This window comes from Bradyrhizobium sacchari (assembly GCF_002068095.1).
GTDB classification, from domain to species: Bacteria; Pseudomonadota; Alphaproteobacteria; order Rhizobiales; family Xanthobacteraceae; genus Bradyrhizobium; species Bradyrhizobium sacchari.
Genome location: NZ_LWIG01000066.1, coordinates 41,463 through 67,782 on the forward strand (window position 1 = coordinate 41,463; position 26,320 = coordinate 67,782).

25 protein-coding genes and 2 tRNA genes are annotated in these 26,320 nt (G+C 64.7%); 11 read left to right on the forward strand and 16 right to left on the reverse strand.

Features of this window, described 5'->3' with window-relative positions; all coding sequences use genetic code 11:
- The first annotated feature begins 155 nt into the window (after positions 1-155).
- The gene (locus A5906_RS38635) at positions 156-1,406 is read left to right on the forward strand and encodes a NupC/NupG family nucleoside CNT transporter (RefSeq protein WP_080134263.1); all 1,251 of its coding nucleotides are present in this window, start codon (positions 156-158) and stop codon (positions 1,404-1,406) included.
- A gap of 134 nt (positions 1,407-1,540) precedes the next feature.
- Here A5906_RS38635 and A5906_RS38640 read toward each other — a convergent pair whose 3' ends face one another.
- The gene (locus A5906_RS38640) at positions 1,541-2,068 is read right to left on the reverse strand and encodes a cupin domain-containing protein (RefSeq protein ID WP_080134262.1); all 528 of its coding nucleotides are present in this window, start codon (positions 2,066-2,068) and stop codon (positions 1,541-1,543) included.
- A 213-nt stretch (positions 2,069-2,281) separates the two neighbouring features.
- On the opposite strand from A5906_RS38640, the gene A5906_RS38645 reads away from it, so the two are divergent.
- On the forward strand, positions 2,282-4,408 hold the full coding sequence (locus tag A5906_RS38645; protein WP_080134261.1) for an O-linked N-acetylglucosamine transferase, SPINDLY family protein: 2,127 nt from the start codon (positions 2,282-2,284) through the stop codon (positions 4,406-4,408).
- A 197-nt stretch (positions 4,409-4,605) separates the two neighbouring features.
- On the opposite strand, the gene A5906_RS38650 is transcribed toward A5906_RS38645, so the two are convergent.
- Entirely contained in the window at positions 4,606-4,893 is a 288-nt protein-coding gene (locus tag A5906_RS38650) for an usg protein (RefSeq protein WP_018648592.1), read from the reverse strand.
- A gap of 401 nt (positions 4,894-5,294) precedes the next feature.
- Between A5906_RS38650 and A5906_RS38655 the strand changes: the two genes are divergently transcribed.
- The 3 genes from A5906_RS38655 (at position 5,295) to A5906_RS38665 (ending at position 7,733) form a co-directional block, all read left to right on the forward strand.
- Positions 5,295-5,609 carry a co-chaperone GroES gene (locus A5906_RS38655; protein WP_025037205.1) on the forward strand — a complete coding sequence of 105 codons (315 nt, stop codon included), beginning with the start codon at positions 5,295-5,297 and terminating at the stop codon, positions 5,607-5,609.
- A 48-nt stretch (positions 5,610-5,657) separates the two neighbouring features.
- Positions 5,658-7,298, forward strand: a complete 1,641-nt coding sequence (groL, locus tag A5906_RS38660; RefSeq protein ID WP_027560140.1) for a chaperonin GroEL — start codon at positions 5,658-5,660, stop codon at positions 7,296-7,298.
- A gap of 147 nt (positions 7,299-7,445) precedes the next feature.
- Positions 7,446-7,733: a GIY-YIG nuclease family protein gene (locus A5906_RS38665; protein ID WP_080140313.1), complete on the forward strand. Its 288-nt coding sequence runs from the start codon at positions 7,446-7,448 to the stop codon at positions 7,731-7,733.
- Between the two features lie 69 nt (positions 7,734-7,802).
- Here the strand turns inward: A5906_RS38665 and lepB are convergent, their stop codons facing one another.
- The 5 genes from lepB to A5906_RS38690 form a co-directional block, all read right to left on the reverse strand.
- Positions 7,803-8,546: a signal peptidase I gene (gene lepB / locus A5906_RS38670; protein ID WP_080140314.1), complete on the reverse strand. Its 744-nt coding sequence runs from the start codon at positions 8,544-8,546 to the stop codon at positions 7,803-7,805.
- Between the two features lie 158 nt (positions 8,547-8,704).
- Positions 8,705-9,856, reverse strand: coding sequence for a slipin family protein (locus tag A5906_RS38675; RefSeq protein ID WP_080140315.1), 1,152 nt, complete (start codon positions 9,854-9,856; stop codon positions 8,705-8,707).
- A gap of 334 nt (positions 9,857-10,190) precedes the next feature.
- Positions 10,191-10,256 (reverse strand) — tRNA-Asn (locus A5906_RS38680).
- A gap of 2 nt (positions 10,257-10,258) precedes the next feature.
- Positions 10,259-10,331: transfer RNA gene (locus A5906_RS38685), tRNA-Phe, on the reverse strand.
- Between the two features lie 193 nt (positions 10,332-10,524).
- Positions 10,525-11,358 (reverse strand): LysR family transcriptional regulator, encoded by an 834-nt coding sequence (locus tag A5906_RS38690; protein WP_080140316.1) that lies wholly within the window; start codon positions 11,356-11,358, stop codon positions 10,525-10,527.
- 128 nt (positions 11,359-11,486) lie between these two features.
- Between A5906_RS38690 and A5906_RS38695 the strand changes: the two genes are divergently transcribed.
- Together A5906_RS38695 and A5906_RS38700 are read left to right on the forward strand one after the other, a co-directional pair.
- Positions 11,487-12,080 (forward strand): cysteine hydrolase family protein, encoded by a 594-nt coding sequence (locus tag A5906_RS38695; RefSeq protein ID WP_080140317.1) that lies wholly within the window; start codon positions 11,487-11,489, stop codon positions 12,078-12,080.
- A gap of 12 nt (positions 12,081-12,092) precedes the next feature.
- Entirely contained in the window at positions 12,093-12,722 is a 630-nt protein-coding gene (locus tag A5906_RS38700) for a glutathione binding-like protein (RefSeq protein ID WP_080140318.1), read from the forward strand.
- A gap of 108 nt (positions 12,723-12,830) precedes the next feature.
- Here the strand turns inward: A5906_RS38700 and A5906_RS38705 are convergent, their stop codons facing one another.
- Positions 12,831-13,904 carry a DUF2778 domain-containing protein gene (locus A5906_RS38705; protein WP_080140319.1) on the reverse strand — a complete coding sequence of 358 codons (1,074 nt, stop codon included), beginning with the start codon at positions 13,902-13,904 and terminating at the stop codon, positions 12,831-12,833.
- 651 nt (positions 13,905-14,555) lie between these two features.
- On the opposite strand from A5906_RS38705, the gene A5906_RS38710 reads away from it, so the two are divergent.
- Together A5906_RS38710 and A5906_RS38715 are read left to right on the forward strand one after the other, a co-directional pair.
- Complete coding sequence (locus tag A5906_RS38710; RefSeq protein ID WP_080140425.1) at positions 14,556-15,077, forward strand: FecR domain-containing protein; 522 nt, start codon at positions 14,556-14,558, stop codon at positions 15,075-15,077.
- Between the two features lie 75 nt (positions 15,078-15,152).
- Entirely contained in the window at positions 15,153-17,039 is a 1,887-nt protein-coding gene (locus A5906_RS38715) for a CHASE2 domain-containing protein (protein WP_080140320.1), read from the forward strand.
- 170 nt (positions 17,040-17,209) lie between these two features.
- On the opposite strand, the gene A5906_RS38720 is transcribed toward A5906_RS38715, so the two are convergent.
- The 4 genes from A5906_RS38720 to A5906_RS38735 form a co-directional block, all read right to left on the reverse strand.
- On the reverse strand, positions 17,210-18,712 hold the full coding sequence (locus A5906_RS38720; protein ID WP_080140321.1) for a glycosyltransferase family 39 protein: 1,503 nt from the start codon (positions 18,710-18,712) through the stop codon (positions 17,210-17,212).
- Between the two features lie 6 nt (positions 18,713-18,718).
- A complete protein-coding gene (locus A5906_RS38725) occupies positions 18,719-19,852 on the reverse strand; it encodes a glycosyltransferase family 2 protein (RefSeq protein WP_080140322.1) in 1,134 nt (377 codons plus the stop codon).
- A 239-nt stretch (positions 19,853-20,091) separates the two neighbouring features.
- Positions 20,092-20,292 carry a hypothetical protein gene (locus A5906_RS38730; protein WP_080140323.1) on the reverse strand — a complete coding sequence of 67 codons (201 nt, stop codon included), beginning with the start codon at positions 20,290-20,292 and terminating at the stop codon, positions 20,092-20,094.
- 89 nt (positions 20,293-20,381) lie between these two features.
- On the reverse strand, positions 20,382-20,777 hold the full coding sequence (locus A5906_RS38735; protein WP_080140324.1) for a hypothetical protein: 396 nt from the start codon (positions 20,775-20,777) through the stop codon (positions 20,382-20,384).
- A 120-nt stretch (positions 20,778-20,897) separates the two neighbouring features.
- On the opposite strand from A5906_RS38735, the gene A5906_RS38740 reads away from it, so the two are divergent.
- Together A5906_RS38740 and A5906_RS38745 are read left to right on the forward strand one after the other, a co-directional pair.
- The gene (locus A5906_RS38740; RefSeq protein ID WP_080140325.1) at positions 20,898-21,719 is read left to right on the forward strand and encodes a DUF72 domain-containing protein; all 822 of its coding nucleotides are present in this window, start codon (positions 20,898-20,900) and stop codon (positions 21,717-21,719) included.
- A gap of 10 nt (positions 21,720-21,729) precedes the next feature.
- Positions 21,730-22,191, forward strand: a complete 462-nt coding sequence (locus A5906_RS38745; protein ID WP_080140326.1) for a DUF488 domain-containing protein — start codon at positions 21,730-21,732, stop codon at positions 22,189-22,191.
- A gap of 123 nt (positions 22,192-22,314) precedes the next feature.
- Here the strand turns inward: A5906_RS38745 and A5906_RS38750 are convergent, their stop codons facing one another.
- From A5906_RS38750 to A5906_RS38765, 4 genes are all read right to left on the reverse strand, one after another.
- Positions 22,315-23,229, reverse strand: coding sequence for a PhzF family phenazine biosynthesis protein (locus tag A5906_RS38750; protein ID WP_080140327.1), 915 nt, complete (start codon positions 23,227-23,229; stop codon positions 22,315-22,317).
- Positions 23,230-23,350: 121 nt separating this feature from the next.
- Complete coding sequence (locus A5906_RS38755; RefSeq protein WP_080140328.1) at positions 23,351-24,244, reverse strand: amidohydrolase family protein; 894 nt, start codon at positions 24,242-24,244, stop codon at positions 23,351-23,353.
- Positions 24,245-24,266: 22 nt separating this feature from the next.
- Positions 24,267-25,508 (reverse strand): MFS transporter, encoded by a 1,242-nt coding sequence (locus A5906_RS38760; protein WP_080140329.1) that lies wholly within the window; start codon positions 25,506-25,508, stop codon positions 24,267-24,269.
- A gap of 49 nt (positions 25,509-25,557) precedes the next feature.
- Complete coding sequence (locus A5906_RS38765) at positions 25,558-26,289, reverse strand: GntR family transcriptional regulator (RefSeq protein ID WP_080140330.1); 732 nt, start codon at positions 26,287-26,289, stop codon at positions 25,558-25,560.
- Between the last annotated feature and the right edge of the window lie 31 nt (positions 26,290-26,320).

Sequence of the window (26,320 nt, forward strand, 5' to 3'; positions counted from 1 at the left end):
TTCGGTCACCTCGGGCGGTCCGCCCCCTTATCTCGATGGGTCTCCCCGCGTGGCTGAGACGGGTCCGCTTGTCAACAACGGGGCGCTTCCGCGGCCTGTCGGCATTGCCTTTGCAACGCAGGCGCGGCCATAATCATTGGGGGTTTGGGGACATCATGCTTCGCCTGCAATCGGCACTCGGCATTTTCGCATTGCTGCTGATCGCCTTCGCGCTCGCAGAGAATCGCCGCGCGGTCTCGCTGCGCCAGGCGGCGATCGGCCTCGCCGTGACCTTCGTCACCGCGGTCGTGCTGCTGAAACTGCCGGTCGTCGCCCATGCCTTCGGCACCATCAACGATGCGGTCGGCGCGATCTCGGCGGCCTCGCGCGCAGGCTCCGCCTTCGTGTTCGGCTATATCGGCGGCGGCACCCTGCCCTTCGACCTGAAGGTGCCCGGCGCGGACTTCATCCTGGCGTTCCAGGCGCTGCCGATCGTGCTGGTTATGAGCGTGCTGACGACGCTGCTGTTCTACTGGCGCGTGCTGCCGCCGATCGTGCGCGGCATGGCCTGGCTGCTGGAGCGGACGCTCGGCGTCGGCGGCGCGGTCGGGCTCTCGACCGCCGCCAACATCTTCCTCGGCATGGTCGAGGCGCCGCTGTTCGTGCGGCCGTATCTGGCGCAGATGACCCGCAGCGAATTGTTCCTGGTCATGACCGGCGGCATGGCCGGCATCGCCGGCACCGTGCTGGTGCTCTATGCGACGCTCCTTGCTCCTCTTATTCCTGATGCGGCCGCGCATTTCGTCATCGCTTCCGTGCTGGGCGCGCCGGCCGCGATCCTCGTCAGCCTGATCATGGTGCCGGAGACCTCGGACAAGCGCACCGGCGGCGCGCTGGAGGATCCGGAGATGGAGGTCGCGAGCACGATGGATGCGATCGTGAAAGGCACGAGCGCGGGGCTCGAGCTGTTGCTCAACATCGTCGCGATGCTCCTCGTGCTCGTGGCGCTGGTCTACCTCGTCAACGCCATCCTCGGCCTCTTGCCAAACATCGGCGGCGCCGCGATCTCGCTGCAGCGCCTGCTGGGCCTTGTCATGGCGCCGGTGTGCTGGCTGATGGGTTTGCCGTGGGACCAGGCGGTAACGGCCGGCAGCCTGATGGGCACCAAGACCGTGCTCAATGAGCTGATCGCCTATGTCGACTTCTCGAAACTGCCGCCCGATACGCTCGATCCACGCTCGCGCCTGATCATGCTCTACGCGATGTGCGGCTTCGCCAACTTCGCCAGCCTCGGCATCATGATCGGCGGGCTGGGTGTGATGGCGCCGGAGCGGCGCGAGGAGATCAACGCGCTCGGGCTGAAGTCGATCGTATCGGGGACGCTGACGACGTGCCTGATGGGGGCGGTGGTGGGGGTGCTGAGTTAGCTCTCTCCACCCGTCATTGCGAGCGAAGCGAAGCAATCCGGAAATGCGTCCCACGGAGATAGTCCGGATTGCTTCGTCGCAAGAGCTCCTCGCAATGACGAGTTGAGAGACCGGCGCGCTCTTTCCGCAGCCCCTTACGCCTTCAACTCCACCGTCTTGAACTCCGCCGGCAGGATCACCTCCAGCAGCTCCACATCGTCCGAATAATCCAGGATCATGTGCTTGATCTTCGGGGGCTGGGTCCAGGCGCTGCCTTGCTTCATCAAGGTCTCGCCCTGCCCGTCCATGTAGGTCTTCACCCAGCCTTTGAGCACATAGACCATCTGGAATTCGACGTCGTGGAAGTGCAGCTTCGAGACCTCCGCCGGATCGCAGGGGCCTTGCAGGCGTATCACGTGCGCCTGCGCCAGGCCATGGGTCGCAGCGGCAATGCCGAGGTCGCGGTATTTTGCGTAGGCACGCAGGCCGTCGGCCTTGAAGTCTTCTTCGCGATGATGGCTGATCGCGATGCGCTGCCTGGGGCGCGCCGGCTTCTTCGGTGCGGCCGCGCGCGCCTTTGTCTTCACCGCCTTGCGCGCCGAGGATCGCGCCGCCGCCTTGGTGCCGCTCCGCTTCTTGACCGCGGTCTTGGTTGCGGGTCTTGATGCCTTTTGCCTGGCCATTGTCTGTCTCCCTGATCTGAGCCGCGCCCGCCGGACGGGGACAACCCAACGGTAGATTAGCCAGTCCTGGACCGGGCAGCAATTGCGGGCCAGTCAACGCGATGACCACAACCGCTCGTAGCTTGCCCGAAGCTGTCGTCACGAACGGCCGTCGTCTCGTATTCGCGCCCTCGCCGACTTAATCTCCCATAAGAGATTCTGGGGGATTGATTGATGAGCAACAGCGTAGGTCAGCGTGCATTTCACAATGCCCGGCTTCAAAAGCGACAGAAAGCCGAAGTGCTGCCATTGCTCGGGCTGGCCCTCCAGCTGCACAAGCAAGGGCTTCTCTCCGAGGCCCGGGCCGGCTACCGCCAGGTCTTGCAGCTTGCGCCCAACCAGTTCATCGCGCTGCATATGCTCGGCAGTCTGGAGTCTGATGCCAAGAACTATCAGGAAGCCGAAATTCTGCTGAGCCGGGCGGTTGCCGTGGATCCGCAATCTGCCGATGCTCACATGAGCCGGGGCATCGCACTGAACAAGCTGCGACGTCACGACGAGGCCCGCGAGAGCTATCGAAGGGCCCTCGCCCTGCGCCCCAACTTCGCCGTAGCCCTGTCCAATCTCGGCAACGCGAGCGTGACCCTCGATCTTCAGCAAGCGCTCGATTGCTACGACAAGGCGCTCGCAATCGACGGAAAACTTGCCGAAGCCCACAATGGCCGGGGTTGGGTGCTCTGCCGTCTGCGCAATTACGACGAGGCCATCGCAAGCCTGAACCGCGCGCTGTCGATCAAGCCCGACTATGCCTCGGCGCTGGCGAACCGCGCCATCGCATTGCAGGAACTTCTGCGATTTGACGACGCCATGGCGGATTGCAATCGGGCAATCGCCCTGGCGCCCGACGAGATGAACGGGTGGCTCGGGCGCGCCTGTGTCTGGCTCCAGATCCCGCAAATCGCCGAAGCATTGAAGGATAGTGAGAGAGCTATCGCGCTCGATCCCGATGCCGCTCAAGCTCATTTGGTCCGGGGCATTTGTCTCTCCGCACTTGGGCGGGTCGACGAAGCCCTGGCCAGTTACGACAGAGCGCTCGAGATCGAGCCTGACTTCCCAGGCGCCATCTCCAACAAGATATTCACGCTCGATTTCGCGGCCGATGCCAGCGTCGAGCAGCATCAGCAGGCGCGGCAGGTCTGGTGGGAGCGGATCGGCAAGACGTTCGCTTCACGAGCGGTGGAAGCGTACGATAACAGCCGCGATCCGGATCGCCCACTGGTGCTCGGCTATGTCTCGGCGGACTTCAACGCGCATTCGGCCGCGTTCATATTCAAGCCGGTCCTGCAATACCACGACCGGACACAGTTTGAGGTCGTGTGCTACTCCTGTTCGTCGAAAGAAGATCCGGCGACCGCCGAATTCCGAAAGATCGCCGATCGCTGGCGCGATGCCTCGCAATGGAACGACGATCGCCTCGATGCCGAGATCCGCGCCGATGGCATCGATATCCTGATCGATCTGTCCGGCCACACCAAGGGAAACCGCCTCAGCGTATTTGCACGCAAGCCGGCGCCGATCCAGGCCCATGGCTGGGGTCACGGCACCGGCACCGGGCTGCCGACGATCGATTATCTGTTCTCGGACCCGGTCGCGATTCCTCCCGCGGTCCGGCATCTGTTTGCGGAAACGATCGTCGATCTGCCGTGCTTTGTGACGCTGGAGCCACTGCCGATCGAGCTTGCGCAGACGTCAACGCCGGCGATCTCGAACGGCTTCGTCACATTCGGTGTCTTCAACCGCATCAGCAAGATTTCGGACCAGGCCGCGAAAGCCTGGTCCCGGATTCTCGAGCGGGTGCCGGGGTCGCGACTGCTGATCAAGGATGTTGCGCTGGACGATCAACTGGTCCGCGACAATCTGCTGGCGCGGCTTGCAGCTTGCGGCGTGCCGGCCGAACGCGTCGATCTGCTCGGAACCACCTTGCGCATCGATCATCTGGCAGCGTTCAATCGCGTCGATATTGCCCTCGACCCGTTCCCGCAGAATGGCGGCGTCAGCACTTTGGAAGCCTTGCAGATGGGCGTGCCGGTGGTGGCCAAGCTCGGGCAGAGCCTGCCCAGCCGTGCCGCCGGCTCCATCCTTACCGCGCTTGGCCTGCCGGACTGGGTGACGGACAGCGAGGAGGCCTATGTCGACATCGCGGTGAGCCGTGCGGCTGAGCTCGGCGACCTCGACGAGTTGCGCCACGCACTGCCCGGACAGGTGCGCGCTGCGGCCGCCTGCAACCCGGTCGCCTACGCGCAAGCGGTGGACGAGGCCTATCGCGCGATGTGGAAGCGCTATTGCAGCAGCGGCGCTTGATGACCCTCAGGCACCGGTCGAGCAGATAGCGCGTTCACAGGGTTGGGCAAAGCGGCTTGTCCGCCATAGCTCGAAGAGCGACGCCGGATGCGTGCCCACCATCGCCAGCTGCGATCGCGGTGGGATGGTGGGTACGGCGCGAAGAGCGCGCCTTTGCCCACCCTGCGAGGCTGGTGCGACGAGATCGGGGCTCGCCCTCAATGCAGCCGGAACACGCCGTCGACGGCGCGCAGCTCGGCGGGCTTGATCAGCTTGGAATGGGCGACCGTCACCGAGAACAAGGGACCGTCGAGCTTCTCCTGCCAGAAGGCCAGAAAGTCGGTCAGCGCGGGAAATTTCGGAAACATGTCGTAGTTCTGCCAGACATAGGTCTGGAGCAGCGAGGGATGATCCGGCATCCGGTAGAGAATTTGTGCCGTCGTCAGCCCGTAGCCCAGCATCTGTTTCCGGAAGTCCTCGGAAACGCCCCCAACCCGCAGTCCCATGCCAACCTCCTTTGCAGGAGCGCATTCTGGGGGTGGCTTTCCGGTACGCTGCTTACGAGCCACCCGGTGGAGATGCGCTCACATGAGAGAAATGTGACGCAAACTGACAACCCATCTCAAGCTCAAAAGTTTAACAAGCTGTTGAAATTCAATGCGTTAGCAGCAGACATGCCCCCGTGCTAATACGGTCCCCGAGGGAGCCTCGAAGCGGTCTCCAAGGCTGGTTAACGATGGGAAAGAGATTCTGGCAGTCCCCGCTTCCGGGTGCTGATTTTTCTGCTAGAAGCCCTTGCCCCCGCAAAATTCCTGTCCTATTTCAATCTCGCTCGTGCTAGCACTCACGGGCATCGACTGCTAACAATTCAAAATCCTCAACTCGTGCAAATGTTTAGGAGGACTGCATGAAATTCCGTCCGCTTCACGACCGCGTCGTGGTCAAGCGCATCGACGCAGAAGAGAAGACCGCTGGCGGCATCATCATTCCCGACACTGCCAAGGAAAAGCCCTCCCAGGGCGAAGTCGTCGCCGTTGGCCCCGGTGGCCGCGACGAGGCCGGCAAGCTGATCCCGATCGACCTGAAGGTCGGCGACCGCGTGCTGTTCGGCAAGTGGTCCGGCACCGAAGTCAAGATCGACGGCCAGGACCTGCTGATCATGAAGGAGAGCGACGTGATGGGCGTTCTCGAAGTCAGCGAGTCCAAGAAGAAGGCGGCTTAAGAGCCCCTCTCCTCCCTCCAGTCAAACATCATCCAAGGAAAATTCGAGATGGCAGCCAAAGAAGTCAAATTCTCGGTTGAAGCGCGCGACAAGATGCTGCGCGGCGTCGACGTTCTCGCCAACGCGGTGAAGGTCACGCTCGGTCCGAAGGGCCGCAACGTCGTGCTCGACAAGTCGTTCGGCGCTCCCCGCATCACCAAGGACGGCGTCACCGTCGCCAAGGAGATCGAGCTCGACGACAAGTTCGAGAACATGGGCGCCCAGATGGTGCGCGAAGTCGCCTCCAAGTCCGCTGACGCGGCCGGCGACGGCACCACCACCGCAACCGTCCTCGCCCAGGCAATCGTGAAGGAAGGCGCCAAGTCGGTTGCCGCCGGCATGAACCCGATGGACCTCAAGCGCGGTATCGATCTCGCGGTCGAGGCCGTGGTTGCGGACCTGCAGAAGAACTCCAAGAAGGTCACCTCGAACGAGGAGATCGCCCAGGTCGGCACCATCTCGGCCAACGGCGACCAGGAGATCGGCAAGTTCCTCTCCGACGCCATGAAGAAGGTCGGCAACGAGGGTGTCATCACCGTCGAGGAAGCCAAGTCGCTCGAGACCGAACTCGACGTCGTCGAGGGCATGCAGTTCGACCGCGGCTACATCTCGCCCTACTTCGTCACCAACGCCGACAAGATGCGCGTTGAGATGGACGACGCCTACATCCTCATCAACGAGAAGAAGCTCTCCTCGCTGAACGAGCTGCTGCCGCTGCTCGAGGCCGTGGTGCAGACCGGCAAGCCGCTGGTCATCGTCGCCGAGGACGTCGAAGGCGAAGCGCTCGCGACCCTGGTCGTGAACCGCCTGCGCGGCGGCCTGAAGGTCGCGGCCGTCAAGGCTCCGGGCTTCGGCGATCGCCGCAAGGCCATGCTGCAGGACATCGCGATCCTGACCGGCGGCCAGGCGATCTCGGAAGACCTCGGCATCAAGCTCGAGAACGTCACGCTCAACATGCTCGGTCGCGCCAAGAAGGTGATGATCGACAAGGAGAACACCACGATCGTCAACGGCGCCGGCAAGAAGGCCGACATCGAGGCGCGCGTTGCCCAGATCAAGGCGCAGATCGAGGAGACCACCTCGGACTACGACCGTGAGAAGCTCCAGGAGCGTCTCGCCAAGCTCGCTGGCGGCGTCGCGGTGATCCGCGTCGGCGGCGCGACCGAGGTCGAGGTGAAGGAGCGCAAGGATCGCGTTGATGACGCGATGCATGCGACCCGCGCGGCTGTGGAAGAAGGCATCGTCCCGGGCGGCGGCGTCGCCCTGCTCCGTGCCTCCGAGCAGCTCAAGGGCCTGCGCACCAAGAACGACGACCAGAAGACCGGCGTCGAGATCGTGCGCAAGGCGCTGTCGGCTCCCGCTCGCCAGATCGCGATCAACGCCGGTGAAGACGGCTCGGTGATCGTCGGCAAGATCCTGGAGAACAAGGCCTACAATTACGGCTTCGACTCCCAGACCGGCGAATATGCCGATCTCGTCAAGAAGGGCATCATCGACCCGACCAAGGTGGTCCGTACCGCGATCCAGAACGCAGCCTCGGTGGCCGCGCTCCTGATCACCACGGAAGCCATGGTCGCCGAGCTGCCCAAGAAGGGCGGCGCCGGCCCGGCGATGCCCCCCGGCGGCGGCATGGGCGGCATGGACTTCTGATCCAGCCGTTCAGGCACGATGCGAATGCGAAACCCCGGCAGCGATGCCGGGGTTTTTGTTTTTGAATGATACACGCAAAAGTAGTAAATGCGGTCATTCCGGGGCGCGACGAAGTCGCGAGCCCGGAATCCATTTCACCGCTTGCTCATGGTGTATTACGTCTACCTCCTCGCCAGCAAAAAATACGGCACGCTCTATCTCGGCGTAACGAACGACATCGTGCGGCGCATCCACGAGCATAAGACCAAGGTCGTTGCCGGGTTTAGCAAACGGTATTCCGTCGACAGGCTTGTCTGGTTCGAGATCTACGACGATCCTATCACCGCAATCACCCGCGAGAAGGAATTGAAGAAGTGGCGGCGACAATGGAAGGTCCGGCTTATTGAGGAGAAGAATCCTCAGTGGATCGACCTCTCTCCACAAATTGCGAGCTGAGCTTGCAGATTAACGGATTCCGGGCTCAGCGCTTCGCGCTGCCCCGGAATGACCGGCGAGAAGGCCCCCTCATTCCACCTTGCCCAGCCGCTCGATGTGCGGCTCGCCGTTCTCGTCGAGCGACCAGAAGATCCGCGTCACCTTGCCGATCAGATTGTCCATCGGGATGAAGCCCATCGCGCTCATCATGCGGCTGTCGGTGGAATTGTCGCGGTTGTCGCCGAGCACGAAGAAATGTCCCGGCGGCACCGTGTAGACGTTGGTGTTGTCGAGGAAGCCATTGTCGACGCAGTCGTAGGTCACATAGCTCGCTCCGTTCGGCAGCGTCTCATGCCAGCGCTTGACCTTGGTCTCGGCAGTCCCGCAGGCGGAGGCGGAAAACGCCTCGTTCAGCGCCACGCGCGTCACCGGACGGTCGTTGAGGACGAGCTGCCCTGCCCGCATCTGCACGCGGTCGCCCGGCAGCCCGACCACGCGCTTGACGTAGTCGACCGAATTGTCCTTTGGCGTGCGAAACACGACGATGTCGCCGTATTCGGGGTCGGCGGCAAAGAAGCGGCCCGAGATCCAGGACGGCGCGACGGGGAAGGAATAGCGGCCGTAGCCATAGGCGTATTTGGCGGCGAAGACGTAGTCGCCGACCACCAGGGTCGGCCTCATCGAGCCGGACGGGATGTTGAACGGCTGGTACAGGAAGAAGCGAACCAGGAACGGCGGCGACCACAGTACCGGGATCAGCAGGATCAGAACGACGATCGCCTTCCATTCGCTGGATCGCACCGAGGGACGGATGGTGTCCTGAAACGTGCTCATGCGCCTGCCCTGATCAACTGTCGCGAGATTACGCAACCTGTGCGCGCGTGCAATCCCCTGCGAACCTGCAAATTGGTCGCGCGCCGTGCGGACTGCGTTCACCGCAGGGCGATGCCAATACCAGATGTGAAGGGCCGCCCGTGGGCGGCCCTTCTGTTTCACGCGCTCTCGGGCGCCTTCAGGCGCACGAGCCGGGTCAGGAGGGCATCGAGGCCCTGGCCGTCACCGGCGTGGAGGTCGATGCGGCCAACCTTCTCGACCAGCCGCTCCAGCGACTCCAGCTCCTTGAGCCGCAGCAGCAAGGGGTTCTCCTCCATCAGGCGGGCGGTGTTCAGGAGCGAACGCGTTGCCGCGGTCTCCTCCTGCCGGCGGATCAGGTTCGCCTTCGCGACCCGCTCCGCCTCCACCACCTTGTTCACCAGCTCCCGGATCTCGCCGGGCAGGATCACGTCCTTGACGCCGAGTTCGGTCACCTCGGCACCGGACTCCGCGACGCGTGCGCGCACATAGTCGCGCAGCTCCGCATCCAGCGCCGCCTTTGCAGACAGCACCTCGTCCAGCGTCCGGCCCGCCACCGCCTCGCGGATCGCGAACTGCACCAGGCGGTACAGCCACGCATCCACGTCGGGCACGGTCGCAACCGTGCGCTCAGGATCGACCACCTTACGGAACGCCGTCAGCGTCACCCGCAGCGCGATGCGATCCTTGGTCAGCATTTCCTGCGCGGTGATCTCGACCGCCTGGGGCCGCAGGTCGAGGCGCTTCACCTCGATCTTGCGGCCGACGGTCCAGAAGGCGTGCCGGCCCGGCGTGAGCCGCTCCACGAGCCGGCCCTCGACATAGAGCAGGCCCGCCTCGTGGTTCTCGACCACGGTCTCCGAGGTCACGGCCGAGCGGTTGCGCTCGATCATGGCCAGATGCCGCGCGCTGACCTTGGGATCGCTCGACACATCGATGCGCTCGACATCGATGCTCGTTGCGACCTTCCAGTAGACGCGCACCTGCCAGGGCGTCATGAGATGCACAGGCCGGCCGTCGAGGCTGACGATGGCGACGTCGTCCGCCCCGGTCTCGACCGCCTCGAACAGCTCGGCGGCAAGATCGGGCCGCGCGGCCTTCAGCACCGCGTAGCGCTCCGCAGGAAATTCGCTGCGGACCACGTCGAGCACTTCAGCCTTCAGCTCGTGCAGGGGATCGAACAGCCGGTGCTTGCCGGGCGCGAGCACGCGCACGAGCCGCCCGTTGCGCATCAGCAACGCACGCTCGCCATCCTTCACCGTCACGTTCAGCATCAGCAAATGCCGGCTCATGGCACGCCTCCTTCGTTTGCGCCCGGCCGGATGCCGGGCAGCAGGTTTGGTTTGCAAAGGACGTGAGGACGCGGACGACGCTTCCCATGACATCGGCGGGCCGGGGCTTGAGCGTGCGTGACGACGGGCGCACGCGCGCGATCGCGCGAGGTGTGTCGCGCGGCCACGCGGAGCCACCCGGCATCAGCGCAAACGGTATCAACCCGCGGCGCAAAGCCGGTCTCACAGTGTCTAGGTTCGGACGGAAAGCCTTGCGGCAAACGGCCGGACCGCGACTGAAGCGCGCGTCCGGTCCTCGTCAGAGGTATCAGCTTTTCAGGCTGAAACGGAGCGCTGGAGCGGGATTCGAACCCGCGTCACGATGATTAACAGTCATCTGCTCTACCAAACTGAGCTATCCCTTGGTGCAAGAGACCGGAATCGAACCGATGCCTTCGGGCGTTCAGCCCGACGCTCTCCATGAGCTACATCCTGCGTTTCGCCTTCATTCGGCGGAACACGAAGCCGCAGACCGACCCGCGCCAGTCGGGATCTCAGAGAGCCCGAACCCATGGCCTAGCGAAGGACGGCGCTAATAGACCAGGCACGTTCGGGTTGCAAGAGGCAGGCGCAAGATTTTTCGCCGCAGCGTGCGCTCGGTGGCGCGATCGTCACACCGAGACATCGTGTCAACTGCGCGACATCTCCTGGAAGCACGCCCTCACCCAGTCGATCGTCACACGCGTTGCGGCGTCGCGCTTGAGATGGTTTTGCACGAGCAGCCAGACGTCGCGGCGCTTCGGCAGCAGCGTGGCGCGCAGCCGGCGATCACCGAGCAGATCCGCGCAAACATACTCCGGCAGCACGCCGGCGGCCTGATGCGCGCGGATCAGGTTACGGATGACGCGAACGTTGTCGGTGACGCAGCGCGCGCGGGCCTTCTTCGTGCGCAGGAATTGCATCTCGGGAATGGCCCCGAGCTCGTCCGGATAGGCGCACAGCATCGGCTCCCCCTCGGTCGTCACCGGCTCGAAATAATAGATCCGGATTTCGCCGAGCCTTGAGATCGCGAAGTCGCCCTTGTCGGGTTTACGCAGGCGGATGGCAAGATCGGCCTCCCACCGCGAGAATTTTACGTTCTCGCTCGAGGTGAGGAATTGCAGCGTCAGGCCGGGATTGACGCGCAGGAATTCGCTCGCGCGCGGCGACAGCACCTCCTCGGCGACCGTGTTGGTGGAGGCGATGCGCAGGCGTCCCACCGGACCGTCCAGGCTCTCACTGAGGCGACCGATCTCGGCGGCATGCGCGGCCATCGCCTCGACATGCGCCAGCACCGCCTCGCAACTCCGCGTCGGCCTGCGGGCGCCGTCGGCGGCTTCGAACAAGCGCAAACCGAGCGTACGCTCGATGCGCGACAGCCTGCGCCCGACCGTCGTCTCGTCGATGCGCAGCCGCGCGCTGGCGCCCGCATAGGTGCCCTCGTCCCTGACGGCGGCGATGATGCGCAGATCGTCCCAGTTCATTGCGTGAGGTTATACCGACCGGGCCTAGCCTGCAATATCGCAGCTACCCGCTGCAATATCCCTGCATATCGGCAGGCCTTCCCGGAGCTATGTTTGTCGCACCTTCTGCTCCGGAGATTTCCAAGACCATGACGACCGCAAAGACCCTGCTGCAGCTCGCCGGTGCCGATCTCAACCCGCCACGTCTTGCCGACGCCGCGCTGGTGCTGATCGATATCCAGAACGAATATCTTGCAGGTCCTCTCGCTTTGCCCGGCGCGAGACCTGCGATCACGCGGGCAGCTGCGCTGCTGGCACGGGCACGAGAGAGCGGAGCTGCGATCATCCATATTGCCCATCGCGGCAAGGCCGGCAGCCTGTTCGATCGCGGCGCTGAGCGCGGCGCCATCGTCGCCGAGCTGAGCCCACGTGCCGGCGAGCTGGTGATCGAGAAGGAGCTGCCGAACGCATTTGCCGGCACTGATTTACAGGCGCGCCTTGCCGCAAGCGACCGGAAGAACATCGTGCTGGCCGGCTTCATGACGCATATGTGCATCAGCTCCACCGCGCGCGCCGCGCTCGATCTCGGCTTTCGCACGACGATCGACGCCGAGTCCTGCGCCACACGCGACCTGCCGGACGGCCGCGGCGGCACGCTGGACGCCCGGACCATCCATGAGGTTGCACTCGCCGAGCTATCCGACCGCTTCGCCATCATCGCGCGCGGCGATGCATTGAAGTAACGGAGCAACGCGATGCTGCAACTCTATTTCTCACCGATGGCCTGCTCGCTTGCGAGCCGCATCGCGCTGATGGAAGCAGGCCTCGACGCACGCTATCATCTGGTGCATCTCAGGACCAAGCAGGTGATGGACGACGACAGCGACTTCCGCGGCGTATCGCCGAAGGGGGCGGTGCCGGTCCTCGTGCTTGAGAACGGGGAGCGGCTGACCGAATGCGCGGCGGTGCTGCAATATATCGCCGACCGGAAACCGGAAACGGCCCTCGCGCCGCGGTTCGGCGATCCCGACCGCTATCGCCTGCAGGAATGGCTGAGCTTCATCGGCGCCGAGATCCACAAGGCGTTCCTGTTTCCCACCTTCTGGTACAAGGACGACGGTTCGCTCGCCAAGCCGCGCGCACGAATTCCGCAGACCTTGTCGGTGCCGTCCGCGCATCTTGCCGACCGCGACTTCCTCGTCGGCAACAGCTTCACCGTCGCGGATGCTCATCTGACCTGGGCCTTGCTGCTGCTCCGTCCCGCAGGGATCGACGTCGGGCAATGGCCGTCGCTGTCGGCCTATCTCGAACGCATGCAGGCGCGGCCTGCCGTGAAGGAAGCGATCGCGACCGAGATGGCGCTGCGCAAGACCATGGCGGCCTAAAGCGCGATGATGCTCGGATAAATCGTCATCGCGCTTGAGGTTGTTGTTTGCGCATGATCTTTCCGGAAAACCGCTTCGCAATCTTCCGGAGCATGCTTTAGAGGCCGATCACTCCACCCGCGCCAGCACCGCGAGCTTGCGGATGCCCTTGTTGCGATAGGCGTCGAGGAACGCGTAATAGTCCTTGAACGACACGCAGCCGTTGGAGTCGCCGTTCGGCCCGAGCATGAAGGTGTGCGCGAGCAGACCGTCGCGGCCGTAGATTGCGCTCTCGCCGCCGATCGGGGTCAGGCGCAGCGCCGGCACGCCGTGGAACAGCGCTTCGCGCGGCTTCAGCGTGTAGATGTGCGGCGGGGTCACGCCGCGCATGCGGGTGCGCTGCGAGCGCGGATCGTCGAGATTGGAGCCGAGGCCGGAATGCGCCTCGAGCTTGGTACCATCCGGCAGGTAAACCGTCTTGGCGGTGATGTCGTAGACGGCGGTGTCGCGCTCATAGGGCGGCGCGCCGCCGAACATCGGGTTCTGCTCCTTCGGCGCGATGGCCGAGGTCACGCTGGCATCGGCCGAGGCATAGGCCAGAAGGCCGCCGGACGGCTCACGCTTGCCCCAGAGCTTCTCCACCATCGACTGGCGCGGCCCGGTGATCGACATCACCGCGGCCTTGGCGCGGTCGGCGAACGATTTCGGCTTTGCTTCGGGCGCCGGAACGATCTCGGCCGGATCCGCCGAGGCCAGCTGCATCTGGCCCTCCGGGGCGCGCTTGGCCTTCGCCGCATCAGCGACCTTTGCGGGAGCCGGCTTCAGCGCTTCCGCGACCTTCGCGATCACGCTCTGCTTCGGGGCGTCTTTGGCCACGGCAACCTGGGCTGCGGGCGCGGCGCTCGCCGCATTCGACGGCACGCCCTGGGTGGCAGCGGCGGCAAAGCGCTCGTTGAACATCTCGCGCGAGATCGGGGGCGCGACCTGGAGCCGGTCCGGCAGCAGCGCGAAGGTCTCCCTGATGGCCTCGCTGGCCTCGCGCAGCGCCACCGTGGGCGCGCGCTTGATCACGGGCTCGTCGTAGCCAATGCTGCCGACGGTCGGATAGACGCTCGCGCCAAAGATGTTGCTGTGGATGGTCCAGGCGGCGCCGATCACGAGGCAGCCGATCGCGGCGGCGCCAAGCCAATTGGTGGTGGTCATTTTCCGGGAAGATTTCCGCGAAGATTTCTTTGAGAAATTCTTGGACTTCCGTGCCGCGTTACTCTGCGCAGCGATACTCGTACTCATTCGCCTTGCGTCCAGGACGGTGTCACTAAGTCCCCCTTCGAAGTGCCGCTGGTCACGATCCGGGAACAGCATCTCGCAGAGGGTCGGAGCGTCATTAAGGCGACTTTTAGTTAAATGCGGATTAAGTTCGGGCGGATGTGGGGCAACTCGCTAACGCTGTCTCATTCTGAGAAAAAAGCCCGCAGAACTACGGACTTAGTCGCGTCTGTTAACCATAATTCTTGGCTGGATCGGGGCGACCAGCGGACGTCTTACGGCCACCTCTCTAGGCACACCAACCAAGTCATTTTCGTGGTCTTCAATGCCCTGATGATAACGGGGAAGCATTGCGCGAGGCTGGTGCGCACCATCTCAATCTTCGCCTCTCACCGCTTGCACGGAGTGGAAAGATTGGCGCTCACGCGGCGCGGCGCACTGACTGAAAGTTGATCGCATCGGGATCTGGAAAATGCCGCAGCGCGAAAATAACTGCGAGAGGCGGCACTATTCAGCAGCCTCTGCGTGTGATACGGTACCGTATCAGCATCGCCTTGAACTGTGCCGAGCACGCAAATGGAGGCTGGCATGAGAGGGATCGCAGGCGCTGGATTTTTCAGTCTGGCGTGGTCGTTGTTGTTGACGGGATACGCGGCTGCGCAGCCGGCCAATACAGGTTGCACGCCGTCGCCATCCGCAGCCGGAACCCAGACCTGGCGCTGCGACAACGGCATCACGATTGTCACGGAGAATGGCGCCAGGTTTGAACTTAAGGACGCCAACCGCGACGGACATATTGACTCCGTGGAGTTGAGCAGCAAGGCGCTGCTTGTCGAGGTGCCCAGGAAGCCCGGCGGCAACCCCTTCAAGGTGCTGACACCGCAGGCGATCGCCGCAGTGCGCGGCACCAAATGGGCCGTCGATGTCGCAGAGGCGAAAACCGCGGTCTTCGTTGCCGACGGCCGTGTCGGCGTGAGCCGCAAGGGTCGCGGGCGCGGCGTCGTGCTCGGCCCGGGGGAAGGCGTCGATGTCGAGGCGACCGGTCCATTGACCGTCAAGACATGGGGCCGGCCGCGCGTCGATGCGCTGATGGCGAGACTGGGTCAATAAGGCCGGGTCAACAAGACCCCGACAATTGAGACCCGCGCACCAAGGCCCGGGCGATAAAGAAGATTGCATGGCGTAATGACTAGACGCGTTCAGACTGTGGTGCCTCTTGTCCTCACCGCGCTGTGGGGCGCCGGTATCTATGCCGCTCACGCCAACGGTCATCTGCGCTTTCTCGATCGCCTCGAGGCGACGCTGACGGATTGGCGAACGCAGGTCCGTGGCGTGCAGGCGCCGCCCGATCTCGTCACCATCGTCGCGATCGACGACACCGTCGTCAAACGCGGCGGCAGCTATCCGCTGCCGCGCGCCGATCTCGCCCGCATCGTCGACACAATCGTGCAGTTCAAGCCGAAGGTCGTCGCCATCGACCTCTTGCTGGTCGACCGCAGCGCCGCGATCGGCGATGCTACGCTCGCCAACACGCTCTCCACGGGTCCGATGGTGCTTGCCGCCGCGGCGATCTTTCCGAGCGCCAGCGAGACCGTGACCCCAAGCAGCGAAGGCCCCCTCGCCGTCCTGCCCCAAGCCGAACGTTTCCTGCTGCCGCTGCCGGCGTTCGCCGACCATGCCGAGGTCGGCGTCGTCAACGTCGCCACCGGGCAATCGGGCTCACCGCTCGCGGTGCCGATGCTGTTCAGGACCCACGACAAGGTCGAGCTTTCGTTCCCCTTGCGCGTCGCAACCCGCGCGCTCGACAAGCCGCTGACGATCGCGCCGGACCATCTCATGCTGGGCGATCGCGCGGTGCCGACCGACAGCAACTTCGCGCTGCCGATCACCTATTACGGCCCGCGCCGCACCATCCGCACCGTCAGCGCGCAGAGCATCTTCGACGGCACGCTCAATCGCGCGGCGATCGAGAACCGGATCGTGGTGATCGGCGCCTCGGTCGCCGGCGGCGGCGACTTCTATCCGACGCCGTTCGATTCCCTCATGCCCGGCGTCGAAGTGATCTCCACTGCGATCACGCATCTCGTCGCCGGCGACGGCATCACGCGCGACCACAAGGTTCATATCGCGGACGCGCTCACGGCGATCCTGTTGCCGGTGCTGCTGGTCGGCCTGCTCGCCTGGCAACGCAGCGCGCTCGGCATTGTCGCGGCGGCCGTCGTGATGATCGCCTGGGCTGGCCTCAACCTGTTCGCCTTCACGCACGGCCTCTGGCTGAACGCTGCGACCGCGCTTGCAGCGACGGTACCGCCGGTTGCGGTCTTTGCCGGCGTGCAGCTGTGGGCCGGTGGCCGCAAGGCGCAATATCTCACCGCCAAGACCAGGTCGTTGGCGCAGTTCCAGGCGCCGGCCGTACGGGAGTGGCTGGCGCGGGATCCCGATTTCCTGGCAAAGCCGGTCCGGCAGGATGCGGCCGTCGTCTTCATCGATCTCTCGGGTTTCACCGGGCTCAGCGAACGGACCGATCCGGACGATCTTCAGGACATCCTGAAAGCGTTCCATGTGCTGATCGACAAGACCGCGGTCGATTGCGGCGGCGTGATCATCAGCTTTCTCGGCGATGGCGCCATGATCCTGTTCGGCCTGCCAGAGGCAACGCCGGATGACGCGGCACGCGCGCTGAAATGCGCGATCGACCTGCATCGCAGCGTCGAGCGCTGGATGGCATCGCTGCCATCAGCGATTGGCCGCCGCCTCGGCTTCAAGATCGGCGCGCATTTCGGCCCGATCGTCGCCTCCCGTCTCGGCGAGAGCCACCAGCACATCACGGCAAACGGGGATACCGTCAACGTCGCGAACCGGCTGATGGAGGTCGCGGCTCAGAACGGCGCGCGGCTCGCACTGAGCGATACGCTACTGGATGCGGCCGACTACCTCGGCGATGCCCACAGTTCGTTGAGAGGCCCCCTGCGCACGCAGGTCCGCGGCCGCTCCGGCACCGTCGCCGTCTGGTTCTGGCGCGACGAGAGCAAGCCGGGCGAGACGGCGACTGGGGCCGAGATGATCGATTGAGGCAACAGCTGCCCGCCGAACTCCGCTGTCGTCCCGGCGGAAGCCGGGACCCATAACCACAGGCAGCCATGTGGCGAAGGATAGCGGTGAACGGTCCTCACGCGGTACGGATACCAACGCGCATCGATAGATCACGCGGTATGGGTCCCTGCCTTCGCCGGGACGACAAACTACCGCGTCTCCGGCGGCGGCGAGCGGTCGAGCACGTCGCCCCTGGCGCCTTCCAGCAGATCGATGCCGTAGGTTTCGATCACGAGCGGGCCGCGCTTGCGCTGCAATTGCGCGATTTGCGTCACCTTCGCAAAAAGGTCGTTGAGCGCGGAATGTCCTTCGCCGCGCAGTTCGTCGACATAGAGCAGCTTGCCGGCGAGCAGCCTCGGATCGGGCTCGGGCATGTTGACCCAGCGGATGCGCTGGTTCTGCTGCACCACGCAGGTGCCGCGCGGCAGATAGAAGGCGAGCCAGCCCGTGGTGCCGTAATCGGGTGCAAGCACGCAGGTCGCACCATTGCGCGCGCGCTCGGCTTCGATTCCCGCGGCCAGCTCGCGCCAGCCGACGCCAACGCTGCGCACCGTCGCGTCGCGGCGATAGCCGGATAGCCAGCCGGTGTTGGCCTGCACGATAAGCGCCGCAAACATCACGATGCCGGTGGGCGCGGCCCAGCGCAGGCAGAAATCTGCCAGGCGCCGCGTGCGCGGCTTCCACTGCACGAGATTGCCGGCGGCCGCGGCCGCCAGCACGAAGGGCGGATAGACCGGCGCGAACCAGTTGGCCTCGACACGGGCATGCAGCGAATGCCAGACGAAATAGACGACGATGGTCCAGAACATCGTCTCGATCAGCACGCGCGAGGCCAGCGCGCCGGCCCGGTGCCAGGTCAGCGCGTGCAGGCCCATCGCCCCGAGAATGAAGACCAGCGGCGTCGCGAACGCGATCTGGGTCGGGATCAGCTCGGCGATGAAGACCGGCCGGAAGTCCTCGATCTTCGCACGCCCGAGCTGCTTTGCGAACGAGACCCATTGATGATCGGCGTTCCAGAGGATCACCGGCGAGAACAGCGCCAGCGCAACGAGACCGCCGAGATAGGGCCAGGGCGAGAGAAACCACGGCCTGAGCTTCGGCACGGACGCGAGCCAGATCAGGATGGCCGCGCCAAAGAACATCGCGGTGTATTTCGACAGCAGCGCCGCGCCGACCGCGACGCCGACCGCAAGCCACCAGGCGCCGCGGCCGGTCTCGAGCACCTTGGCGAGGAAGAACAGCACGAAGCTGGAGGCGACCAGCAGCGGCGCATCAGGCGTCACGATCAGCGTGCCGACCGAGGCCAGCAGCGTCACATTGAGCAGGATGGCGCTGGTCGCCGCGACCCGGGCGCCACCGAACAGGATCGCGGCAGAGCGGTAGATCGCATAGCTCATCGGCAGCGCGAGCAGGATCGAGACCAGGCGGACACCGAGCTCGGTGTCGCCGGCGATCATGGTGCCGGCGCGGATGACGTAGGCGACCATCGGCGGGTGGTCGTAATAACCACCGGCGAGGTTCCTCGACCACATCCAGTAATAGGCTTCGTCGAAGGTGATCGGCGTGACGGCGGCCGCGACGAGCCGCAGCGCCACCAGCGCGAGAATCACCAGTGCGGTGTTGCGGACGATCCGCGCGTCAGCTCCGCCCATCTCGCACTATTTCTTGCGCCAGACGAACAGTCCGGACATCGCGTAGTTCCACACCACGCCCATCAGTGCGCCGGCCATGCCGGCCAGCCACCAGATCGGCTCCTGGTCGTAAACCGAGAAGGCGACGCCGACATTGGCGAGCAGGCCGACGCTGCACACGATGTAGAAGGCGATCAGGCCGCGCACCAGCGCAAAGCCCTTCAGCCGCTGGTCGCGATAGGTCAAGAAGTTGTTGAGGATGAAATTGCTGGTCATGGCGACGATGGCGCCGGCGGCCTGCGCCTCGGCGAACGGCGCCTTGAACAGCTGGAGGCCGATGAACAGCGTGGTGAGATGCACCACGAGGCCGATGCCGCCGACCATCGCGAACAGGATGAAGCGCAGCGAGACGATGTCGTTGGTCAGCTTGGCCAGCACCAGGCCCAGGAAGTCGAGCGCGACCATGGAATCGAGCTTGCTCTCGCCGTGCTGGCGGGCGCCGAAGGTGTAGGGAATCTCGACAGCCCGCAGGCTGCCATGCGCGGTCGCGACCACGTCGAGCAGGATCTTGAAGCCGTGCACCGACAGCTTCGGCGCGAGCTGTTCGAACCGGTCGCGGCGCATCATGAAGAAACCGCTCATGGGATCGGCGATCTCGACCCGCAGCATCTTCCTGGCGACCTCGGTCGCCAGCGCGCTGGCGCCGGCGCGCTGCTTGTTGAAGCCTTCGCTCTTGTAGCCCTCGATATAGCGGCTGCCGACCACGAGCTCGGCCTGGTCGCTGGCGAGCAGCAGCAGCATCTTCGGCAGCTGCGTCTCGTCGTGCTGGAGATCGGCGTCGATCACCGCGACATAGGGCGCGCTGGAGGCCAGGATGCCCTCGATGCAGGCGCCCGACAGGCCGCGGCGGCCGATGCGGCGGACGCAGCGCACGCGACTGTCGCGCTGCGCCAGCGCGCGCACGACGTCCCAGGTGCCGTCGGGCGAATTATCGTCGACGAACACGACCTCCCAGGCGACGTTGACGAGCGTCGCCTCCAGCCGCCGGTACAGCACCGTGACGTTGTCGCGCTCGTTGAAGGTCGGGACGATGACCGACAGTTCCGGCCCCTCTTGGGCCTGCAGCGGATGGTCGGAGCCCGGTCTGATCGCTTCATTCATGACGGCAGCGTATATCCGCCGCGTCCTGCGCTGCCAAGCCGGGGTTTTGATGGAAAACGGGCCAAAACAGGCCCCAAAATGCCAACGACCCCGGAACGGCGGACCGCGCGTACATCCGGCGCAGGCCCAAGCTATTCCAAGGTCGTCCCAGCGCCGGAGTATTTCGCTCAACGTCGCCGTTGGCACCAAGATGGGGACGGCAAAACCGCTTTTCAAGGGGCAAAAGCCCCTTTTCGCGACTAGTTCGGGACTTCCTTGATGACCGGGCCCCGCGGCACGGGCGCGGCGGGGGCTGCGGGTGCCGCAGCCGGGGCCGCTTCGACCTTGGCCGGCTTGGGGGGCTTGCCGTACTGGCCGATCGGCCCGAAGACGACGGCGACCGCGAGCACGACCGCCGCGACGATCGCGCCCAGAATGCCACCCACCGACTCAGACGACATGGAAACTCATCCCTGTTCCAGATGAGGCGAGTGATACCACGGATGAACGCGCAGCCGGAAGGGGCACAGCACCAAGACGGTCGATCGAGCTACTTCTGCGGCGGCCTGTGCTTGACGAAGGCCGTCACGATGTCCTTCTGCGCCGACTCCACCGCCCTGTTCGCGGTCGCGAGATGGGCGCCCGCGTCGATGTTCGGATATTGCGCGGCGAGATAGTCCAGCAAGGCCACCCGATAATATTGACGCTCCGAAGGACAGGCGCCCGCAACCGAGCGGCCGAAATCCTGCTCCGACAGGCCCTGATTGCTCTCGCGCGAATATTCCCGCGCCAGGCAATGCCAGTAATCGTCGCGGCCCTGCATGGCGAGCTTCTGCGCGTTCCTGTCGTCGTCATCGTCCGCCATTGCACTGGACGTCATGGCACCGAACGTCATGGCAGCAGATGTCATCATCATGAGCGCCGTTCCCACCATCAGCATCCGCATCTTGTTCTCCTTCTGCGCAGACGATCTTCGCGAGCTTAGTCGGGACGCGGCAACTGGCCAATCACAACCGGTTTGACTAGAATGCAGGCCTCCCCTCCACGTCGATGCGAGATCCCCTCCGTGGCCAAAGCAAAAACCGTGTCCAAAAAATCCGGCAACATCTTCATCGGCATCGGCGGCTGGACCTTCGAGCCCTGGCGCGGCGTGTTCTATCCGGAGAAGCTGACGCAGGCGAAAGAGCTGTCTTATGCGGCCTCGAAGCTGACCTCGATCGAGATCAACGGCACCTATTACGGCTCGCAGAAGCCGGAGAGCTTCCGCAAATGGGCGAGCGAGGTGCCGGAAGGCTTCGTGTTCTCGGTGAAGGGACCGCGCTTTGCCACCAATCGCCGCGTGCTGGCCGAGGCCGGCGATTCCATCAAGCGGTTCTACGATTCCGGCGTCTTGGAACTCGGTGACCATCTCGGTCCCGTGTTGTGGCAGTTCGCGCCGACCAAGAAGTTCGACGGCGCAGATTTCGGCAAGTTCTTGGAGCTGCTGCCGCGCAAGCTCGACGGGCGCGCGCTACGCCACGTCGTCGAGGTCCGCCACGACAGCTTCTGCACGCCGGATTTCGTGGCGCTGATCCGCGATTTCGAGACGCCGGTGGTATTCGCCGAGCACGGAAAATATCCTGCCATTGCCGACGTCGCCGGCGATTTCGTCTATGCACGGCTGCAGAAGGGCAATGACGAGATCAAGACCTGCTATCCGCCGAAGCAGCTCGATGCCTGGGCCGAGCGCTTCAAGGATTGGGCCTCGGGCGGTGAACCCGACGACCTGCCGAAGGTTGACAAGGCAAAGCCGAAGAAGGAGCCGCGCGACGTGTTTGCCTATGTCATCCACGAGGGCAAGGTGCGCGCACCGCACGGCGCCATGGAACTGATCGCGCGGGTGAGCTAGAGGATGCTTCATGGCAAAGGCGAGGAAGCTCTTCACCATCGGTTATGAGCAGACGCCGCCCAAGGCGGTGCTCGACGAGCTGGAAGAGGCCGGCGTCAAGCTCGTGGTGGACGTTCGCGCGGTGACGTCGTCGCGCCGGCCGGGCTTTTCAAAGAAACAGCTGTCCGCAGGCCTCGACGAGCGCGGCATCGCCTATGTCCATCTCGCCGCCCTCGGCACGCCCAAGGAGGGGCGCCTCGCCGCCCGCAGCGGCCAATACGACGCTCTGGAGAAGATCTATTCAAAGCACCTGAAGACGCCGCAGGCGAAGGAAGAGATGGGCGAGCTCTCGGCGCTGGTGAAGAAGGCCGGCCCCGTCTGCCTGCTCTGCTACGAGCGCGACCATACCCACTGCCACCGCCAGATGATCGCGGAGATCATCGAGGAGCGCGATGGGGTTGTGGTGAAGAATCTGGCGGGGCGGCAGGTGTAGCCCTCCTCATCATTCCGGGGCGCGCGCAGCACGAGCCCGGAATCCATTCTTCAACCGTCTCTGCTGCCCGATGGATTCCGGGCTCGTGCTGCGCGCGGCCCCGGAATGACGAGCTGAGAGAGTTTAGCCCTCTCCCGCCAGCTTGAACGACCCTTCCATCATCTGCACGCAGCTGCCGCCGACATGGGCGGAGACGATCTTGCCGTCCTGCTTGCGCACGCGTGTCAGGAGGATGCTCGGCCGGCCCATGTCAAAACCCTGGCCGACCGTGAGCTTCAATTCGCCGTCGCGCGTGGGATCGAGATCGGCGAACAGTGCGGCTGCGGCAACCGTCGCGCTGCCGGTGGCGGGATCCTCGACGAGGCCGCTGGCGCCGCGCATGAACATCCGCGCCTGCCGCTCGCAGAGCGCCTCCGACGCGGGTACATCGCGCGTATAGAACCAGACCGAGCGGGCGCCGTCGCGCGGCAATGTCTTGCCGAAGGCCGCAGCATCCGGCCGGGCCCGCTTGAGCGCCTCGCGCGAATGCAGCTCTATGACCAAAAAGGCGTTCCCGACTGTCACGACATGCGGTGCGTGATGGTCAGTCTTGATGTCATCTGCGCCAAGCGAAATGCAGCTCGCCGCTTCGGCAGGAGACAGCGGCGCATACCGCGCGAGCGGCTGCGGCGCGGTGAGCTCGGTCCTCATCACCCGGCCCTTCTCTCTCACGATCTCGACCGGAACGAGCCCCGCCTTCTCCTCGAACAGCAGGCGTGGCTTCGGCTCCTTCGCCAACGAGGCAAGCACGAAGGCGGTACCGACATTGGGATGGCCGGCAAAGGCGATCTCCTGCACCGGCGTGAAGATGCGGACCTCCGCGTCATTGGCCTTGTCCCGCGGCGGCAGCACGAAGGTGGTCTCGGAATAGTTGAACTCGGTAGCGATCGCCTGCATCTGCTGCGTCGTCAGCCCGTCGGCGTCCAGCACCACGGCGAGCTGGTTGCCGCCGAAGGCGCGGTCGGTGAACACGTCGACGGTGATGTAGCGGCGCTGCATCGTCACTTCCCATGCAAATGGCGGCCGCAACTGGCCGCATCGCGCGGCAGTCTACAGGCCGAAATCATCACCCGTCATGCCCCAAAATTCGGAGCAATCGGAGCAATGGCGGAAAGAGATTTTAGAAGCGAAAGAGCTGACGTGGCGACGCGAGCACTTGCGCGCGCTCGCCCTTGTCGGCGATCAGCGCATCGAGAAATTCCCGGTTCTTCGCATAAGTCTGCGTCGCCTCGAACTGCGTGTGCGGCCAGTCGCTGCCCCATAGCAGGCGATCGAGGCCGTAGGCGTTGCGTAGCAACGGATAGGCCTGCCTAGCAAACTCATCGCCGGCCGCGCCGTTGCGATAAGGCGCGGAGATCTTGACCCAGACGCTTTTCGTCGCCCCCAGCTTCAGCACCGACTGGAAACCGGGATCGGCGATTCCGAGCTTCGGATCGGGCAGCGTGTAGTGATCGAGCACGAGGGCGACGCCGTGATCGAGTAGCTGCGGCGCAAGCGCGGCAAGATCAGCCGCGTTGCGCTGGATCTCGACCTGCCAGCCCATCGCCCTCACGTGTCCGAGCAGCGCCTTCCATTCGCCGGTCGCGAGATCGGGCAAGGGCTGGCCGACGAGATTGAGGCGAATGCCGGCGACGCCGGCGCGGTCGAGTGCGCGCAGTTCGTCCGCAGATGCGGCGGGATCGACCACGGCGATGCCGCGCAGGCGCCCGTTCGCCTGTTTCAGGCACTCGACCAGGTAGGAATTGTCGGTGCCGAGAAAGCTCGGCTGCACCAGCACGCCGTGGGTCATGCCGCTCCGATCGAGCTGCTCCAGATAGAGCGCCAGCGGCGCATCATAGTCGGGCGCATAGCGCCTGCCAGGTGCGAGCTTGAGACCGCGGTGGAAGACATGGGCATGGGTATCGATGGTCGGCAAGGCCGCCTCACTCCTGGCTGTGGTCGCGGCCACTGTGACGAGCGACGCCAAACCCGCGCCAAACTGGCGGCGCGTGGGGCCGCGCGAGACAAATGTCATGGTGGCTTCTCCCCATCCCGACTCAGGCGCGCGTCGCCGCGGTCTGTTCGAACACCTTGCCGCGTGTCTCCGGCAGCAGCAGCACCGCGATCAGCACCAGCGAATAGGCGAAGGCGGCGTCGATGCCGATCGCAGGTCCAAGCCCGATGTGATCGCTGAGGAAGCCAACCATGAACGGGAATGCGGCGGAGACGATGCGACCGAAATTGTAGCAGAAGCCGACACCGGTGCCGCGCACGCCGGCCGGATAGAGCTCGCTGAACAGTGCCGCCATGCTGGCCGGGATCCCGGCGGAGAAGAAACCGAGCGGAAAGCCGAGCACCAGCATCTGGCCGTTGGTCAGCGGCGCGAAGATGTAGATCAGAACCGTGATGATGCAGGCCGTGGCGAAGAAGGCGACGTTGGCCCGGCGCCCGATGCGATCGCTGAAGATACCGCTCGTCACGCAGCCGCAGAAGAACGCGACGATGATGACGGCGAGATAGCCGCTCGAGCCCAGCACCGACAGGTGCCGCACTTCGCGCAAATAGGTCGGCAGGAAGGTGGTGAGCGCGGCATAGCCACCATGGGCGCCGATGCCGAACAGGCCGCCGATCAGGGTCGAACGCAGTACGTCGCGATGGAAGATGCCGGCGAGCGTGGCGAAAAACGGCGTCTTCTCGGCTGAGACGGCGCGCGGCGGCTCCTTCAATCCGCGGCGGATGAAGATGATGAGCAGCGCGGGCAACAGCCCGAGCCCGAACAACAGCCGCCAGGCGATGTCGGCCGGCGCATAGGTGAAGACCAGCGCCGAGAGCAGCACGGCTGCGCCCCAGCCCACGGCCCAGGCGCTCTGCACCGAGCCGAGCGCCTTGCCGCGATGCTCGGGCCGGATGATCTCGGCCATCAGCACCGCGCCGCAGGCCCATTCGGCGCCGAAGCCGAGGCCCTGGATCGCCTTCAGGACCAGGAGCTGGTTGTAGGTCATCGCGAAGGCGCAGGCGAAGGTCGCCAGCGCAAAAGTGGCCACCGTGATCTGCAGCGCCTTGACACGGCCGAAGCGATCGCCGAGCGCACCGCCAAACCAGCCGCCGAACGCTCCGAAGAACAGCGTGATCGAACCGAGCAGGCCGGCATCGGCCTTGCTGATGCCGAACGCCGCGATCAGCGCGGGGATGGCGAGGCCGAACATCTGAACGTCGAGCGCATCCAGCGCCCAGCCGCCAAAGCTTGCCCAAAACGTGCGCCGCTCCAGCGGCGAGCTTTCGCTGTACCAATTCGACATGCTTCCTACCCCTGTACTCGTTATTGCTTGGTGTCGTTGAAGAGCGGCTTCACCGGATCTCGGCGTGATAGCGGAAGCGATCGGCGGGCCCGCGCGACCTGCGCCATTCGATCGGTCGGCGCTCGAGGTCGAGCGCGAGGCGCTCGATCACGATCAGCGGCGCATGGGCTTCCAGCCTGAGCAGCCGCGCCTGCATCTCGTTGGCGGTCTCGACGGTCAAGATTTCCTCGGCCGACACGACGACCTCGCCGCAGCGCTCCTCGTAGAGCGGGTACAGCAGGTCGCCGAACTCGGCGGTGTCGATGTCGAGAATGGGCGCGAAGCGCGACTGCTGCAGCCAGATCTCCTCGGCGAGCAGCGGCACATCGTCGATCAGGCGCAGGCGCGACAGGCTGATCACGGGTTCGCCGACGGGAATGCGCAGCGCGGATGCGACCGCCGATGTCGCCGGCACGCTTCTGCGGCGGATGATGCGGCTCTTGGGCACGCGCCGCTCGCCGCTCTCGGACTGGAAGCGGAAGAAGCGGAACAGCGAGGAATTGAAGCGCGCGCGGCGCACGAAGGTGCCGCGGCCCTGCTGCCGCTCCAGCACGTTGTCGCTGACGAGCTGATCGATTGCCTTGCGCACGGTGCCGATGGCAACGCCATAATGCGCACCAAGCTCGGCCTCCGACGGGATCGGCTCGCCCGGCCGCCATTCATTGCGGTTGATCCGCGCGGCGAGATCGTCGCGCAGGCGCTGGTAGCGTGGCAGGCGGTCGTCGAGCGGGGCTGAATTCATATAGTCATATAGATGACTAGATGAGGAGCGA